We start from the raw sequence: 4,803 nt of genomic DNA on the forward strand, positions 1-4,803 counted from the left end.
CCACACCCGTACCCATCTCGAACACGGAAGTTAAGCTCTTTAGCGTCGATGGTACTGCATGGGAGACTGTGTGGGAGAGTAGAACGCTGCCGGTTCTTCTTTAAAAGCCCTGATCAAGATATTCTTGCTCAGGGCTTTTTTATTTTTATCATCAGGGCTTTTCTTGCTGACCAGTAATAAATTTTTTAAAACGGTTTTCTTTATATTTATCAGGGGAAAGCAGAACCCATTCTGATTTATGGGGTTTCAGTCAAAAAATATGAATACTTATAGGCTGTTCTGAACACCAGCCCGTATTTGGACGGCACGTTGGAGGGATGACTTTGTGTTCAAACATTAGTTGTGTCTGAACGCAAGCCCGTGTTTGGACGAAAAGTTGCCCAGATGCAAGGCGCAAGCAAAGCTGAAACCGGAGCGTACTGTAGTACGTGAGGATTTCAGCTTTGTGCAGCAACGCCGCAGATGGATGGCTTTTCGTTCAAACACTAGTTAACCATGCGGTCGTGGCCCGCCCACTCCTTCTCCCGCAATTTGAACTTTTGCAGCTTGCCTGTGGCGGTTTTGGGCAAGGGACCGAATTCAATATACTTGGGTGCCTTGAATCTGGCCATCTTTTCCTTGCAGTACGCAATAATCTGCGCCGGATCCGGATTGGTCCCGGCCCGGGGTACAATAAACGCCTTGGGCACCTCACCCCATTTTTCGTCGGGCACCGAGATTACGGCTACTTCCAGCACATCCGGGTGGGCGTACAGCACATTTTCAATTTCAACGGTGGAGATATTTTCACCGCCTGAGATGATGATGTCCTTTTTTCGGTCCATGATCTGCACATAGTTGTCCGGGTGCATAACCGCCAGGTCCCCGGAATGGAACCATCCGCCCCTGAAGGCCTCGGCACTGGCATCCTCATCCTTGTAATACCCCAGCATGACGTTGTTTCCCCGCATGACAATTTCACCCATGGTGGTACCGTCCCTGGGCACCGGTTCCATGGTCAAGGAATCCACCACATCCATGTGCTCGGCCACAATATAGGGTACGCCCTGGCGGGCTTTGATGCCGGCTCTGTCCACGGGTGCAAGGTCATCCCATTTGTTCTGCCACTGGCATACGGAGTGCGGGCCAAATACCTCGGTCAGGCCATAGGTCTGGGTGATGTTGGCCCCGATACCTTCCATGTTCTGGATCACCATGGGTGCGGGCGGGGCACCGGCGGTCATGATCTCCAGGCTGTGGGAGAGCTGGACATGGTTTTCCTTGGCAAAAACAGACATGCCGATGAGGATGGTGGGCGCAGCGCACAGATGGGTGACACCCTTCTCGGCGATGATCCGGTAGATCTCAACGGGGTCCACCTTTCTCAGGCAGACATGGGTGGCCCCCATGGCGGTGATGGCCCAGGTAAAACACCACCCGTTGCAATGGAACATGGGCAGGGTCCACAGATATTTGCTGTTCACGTTGATTTTAAACTCCAGCAGCTCGCCCAGCGAATTGAGATAAGCGCCCCGGTGGTGGTACATCACGCCCTTGGGTCGGCCCGTGGTGCCGGAAGTATAGTTCAAGGCAAGGACTTCCCGTTCATCTTCAATGGCAAGGGCAACCGTGTCATTTGGACTGTCCGCCAGGAAACGTTCATATTCCGGCCCGTCCAGGGGCATGGAATCGTCAATGTCGCAGATATTGACAAAGGTCTTCACTGCGGTGAGTTCGGGCACGACCTTGGACAGCACCTTGCCGAATTCATTGTCCGCCACCACAACTTTGGCGTCGGAATGATTGATGATATAGGACATTTCATTGGCAGACAGCCGGATATTGATGGAAACCAGGGCTGCGCCCAGCAGCGGCACGGCATAATGGGCTTCCAGCATGGGCGGGGTATTGGGGCAGATAAAGGCGACCTTGTCACCCCGGCCAACACCGCAGGCTTTCAGGCCATTGGCCAGACGAAATACCCGTTCCTGGAACCCTGCCCAGGTAAAGGTTTTGTCCCCATAGATGACTGCGGTTTTTTCCGGATAGACTTTGACGCTTCTATCAAGAAAATTGGTGGGACTTAAAATTTCGTAATTAACGCTTCTTTCCGACATGACAGGGTTCTCCTTGTTATTAATATGGTAAATGCTTTCCATGTGTCATTAACAACGAATCTTTGAATGGTTCAATCGGTAATGGCCTCATATTTTTATGGCCGGTGATCTGAAATCAACTAGGTTGAAAACCTACAAGCGTTTTTCCCTGGGTTTTACAATAACCGGACAGCCCGGCCGGCAGAGGATCTAACGCTATTTTTTCATTTCATAGACCCAGTGCACGGCAGCCTTGACAAGTTCCGTATAATGTTTGAGCTGAAGCTTTTCCTTGATATTCTCCCGGTGGGTACCCACGGTTTTCATGCTCAGGTTCAGCCTTGCCGCAATTTCCCTTGAGTCCAGGCCCTCGCCCATGAGCCGGAACACTTCAAATTCCCGGTTGGTCAGGGTCTCCAGACTGAACCCCACGGCAGAAGGCTTTCTGGAAATCATCCGGTTGAGCAGTTTTTCCTTGGTTTTGTCACTGGCGTAAATGCGCCCGGACAGGACCTGGCGCACCGCCTCCACCACCTGGGCAATGGCCCGCTGTTTCATCACATACCCCCTGGCACCGGCCATCAGCGCCCGTTCTGCATACATTGAATCATCATACATGGACAATACCAGGATGGGCAGATCCGGGCATTTGCCGCGCAGTTCCGTCACCAGGTCAATGCCGTTGCTCTGGGCCAGGGAAATATCCACAATCATCAGATCAGGCATATCCTGTTCAATGATCTGCCGGGCCCTGTCCGCGGTATCCGGACAGGCCACCACCGTGAGATCCGGTTCCCGGTTGATCAGTTCGCTCATGCCCAGACAGAAAATGGGGTGGTCATCCACAATGATTATGCGGGATTTTTGACGGGTCTGCATCATGCCGGGGCATGCTCCTTTTTTTCCGGAACCGACGAATTCAAAATGACATGGATCTGTGTTCCTTTGGGTCCTGTATCAATATTAAACTGCGCATCAATGATTTTAGCCCGGTAGTCCATAATCTGCAAGCCAATGCCCCGGCCGGAGGGATCAGGATTTATACCGGAACCGTTGTCCGTCACCTTCAGATGGATCAGGCTGTCAGCCGCATCCCGGGTTAAAGCAATATGAATCCGGTCGCAGTGTGAATGTTTAACCGCGTTGTTCACCGCTTCCCTTGCAATGTGGTAGAGATGAATGGCGCAGGAGTCTTCCAGGATATCCACGCCCTCGTCCATATGGCACTCAAACCGGATACCGGAATAATAGGCGAACTGATCGGCAATCTCTTCCAGGGCAGACTGGAATCCATGGCTGACCAGATGGACCGGGCAAATACCCCTGGCAAGCTGCCGGGTCTTTTCCACGGCGTCTTCCACGAGTTCCCCCATTTTCCGGGCAAGGTCTGCGGCGGGGTCGTGCCGGGATTTAAGGTCTTCCCGGATCACGGCGGCCAGCCCTGAAATGCCGATGAGATGGGGACAAAGATCGTCGTGGAGCTCCTGGCCGATGTTCATGCGTTCCCGGTCCCCGGCCTGCATCACCTGTTTTTCAAGAATTTTGGACCGGGCCATATCCCTCTCCAGCTCCTGGCGGGCGGTTTCAAGCTGGTCCATGAACCGGTTGAAATACCGGGCAAGCTGTCCCACCTCGTCCCCGGTGCGGCTCTCCATCCTGGCGGAGTAATCTCCTGCCGTGGCCGTGCGGAACCGGGCCATGAGCTGGCGAAGCGGCGTGGTAATGGTCCGGCTGATGCCAAAGGTCACGGCCAGCATGATGCTGAAAAACAGCAGGGAGATGCCTAAAAACATATTGCGGATGGTTTTTAATGGCTGGTAAAGCTCATCCAGGTAGGATGATGACGCCACAATCCACTGGTATTCGGGAATATAATTGAACATCACCAGTTTTTTGCGTGCCCGGGTCTCCCCGGGGTTTTTCCAGTAGTAAACAGACCGGCCTTTTTTGCGCTGCATCATGTCTGTGAGATATTGATTGGGCAGTTCAGGGGTCTGCAAAATATTAATATCCTCCAGGACCGGATGGATGATGGCCCGGCCGTCCCTGTCAATGACAAAGGCATAACCGCTTTTCCCGAACTTTAAGGAGAGAATACTCTGCCTGAAATCCTGGACATTCACCAGCCTGATGAATTCAGACCGGTAGGCCGAGGCGGCAATGATCCAGTCCCAGGGTTCAAAATGGGCCATGTAAAGGGCTTTAGGCCGGGGATGTTTGTCATCCGGATTTTTCCATTCATACTCCAGGTATCCCTGCTTTTTTTCCATCATTTGCCGGATAAAGGCGTGTTCAGCCACGTTGGTGCCGATGAGTTCGGCTCTCGGATGCACGGCCACATCCCCGCGGCTGTCCAGGCAGTACAGATAGCCCGAGGCCCCTATGGTCTGGCTTAAAATCACTTCAGCCGCTCTTTTGCGGGCATCCTCCAGGGAAATGTCGCTGTCCCGGCTTTTCCGGTACAGGCCGGTCAGTATGTCCAGATTCTTTTCCGCCACGGCCCGCAGATGGTTTTTAATGGAGACATTCACAGAGGTATTGACCATATTGTAAATCATGGCCGTGGTATTGGTCAGCTCGCTTTCAATACGGTCCTCAATATTGCTGCGCACATAAACATAGATGAACAGGTTGCACAGAAGCATGGACAGAAAAAAAATCAAGGCAAAACTGATGAGAAACTTATACCGGATTTGAAGTGAGCTTAAAAAAAGCCGAATCCTGGAAA

General features: G+C 52.4%; 3 protein-coding genes and 1 rRNA gene. 1 reads left to right on the top strand and 3 read right to left on the bottom strand.

Annotated features, from left to right (window positions below):
- Positions 1-95 (top strand): 5S ribosomal RNA (gene rrf, locus AB7U36_RS18505); the annotation flags it as partial.
- A 390-nt stretch (positions 96-485) separates the two neighbouring features.
- Here the strand turns inward: rrf and AB7U36_RS18510 are convergent.
- From AB7U36_RS18510 to AB7U36_RS18520, 3 genes are all read right to left on the bottom strand, one after another.
- Positions 486-2,096: an acyl--CoA ligase family protein gene (locus tag AB7U36_RS18510; RefSeq protein WP_428161142.1), complete on the bottom strand. Its 1,611-nt coding sequence runs from the start codon at positions 2,094-2,096 to the stop codon at positions 486-488.
- Positions 2,097-2,291: 195 nt separating this feature from the next.
- A complete protein-coding gene (locus tag AB7U36_RS18515) occupies positions 2,292-2,957 on the bottom strand; it encodes a response regulator transcription factor (RefSeq protein ID WP_428161143.1) in 666 nt (221 codons plus the stop codon).
- On the bottom strand, positions 2,954-4,795 hold the full coding sequence (locus tag AB7U36_RS18520; RefSeq protein WP_428161144.1) for a cache domain-containing protein: 1,842 nt from the start codon (positions 4,793-4,795) through the stop codon (positions 2,954-2,956). The genes AB7U36_RS18515 and AB7U36_RS18520 overlap by 4 nt, the downstream gene beginning before the upstream one ends.
- Positions 4,796-4,803: the final 8 nt, after the last annotated feature.

This window comes from Desulfobacter sp., from assembly GCF_050177295.1.

Excerpts from the sequence above, each read along its gene's own strand:
- AB7U36_RS18510 (WP_428161142.1), bottom strand. The coding sequence starts at position 2,096 with ATGTCGGAAAGAAGCGTTAATTACGAAATTTTAAGTCCCACCAATTTT.
- AB7U36_RS18515 (WP_428161143.1), bottom strand. The coding sequence starts at position 2,957 with ATGATGCAGACCCGTCAAAAATCCCGCATAATCATTGTGGATGACCAC.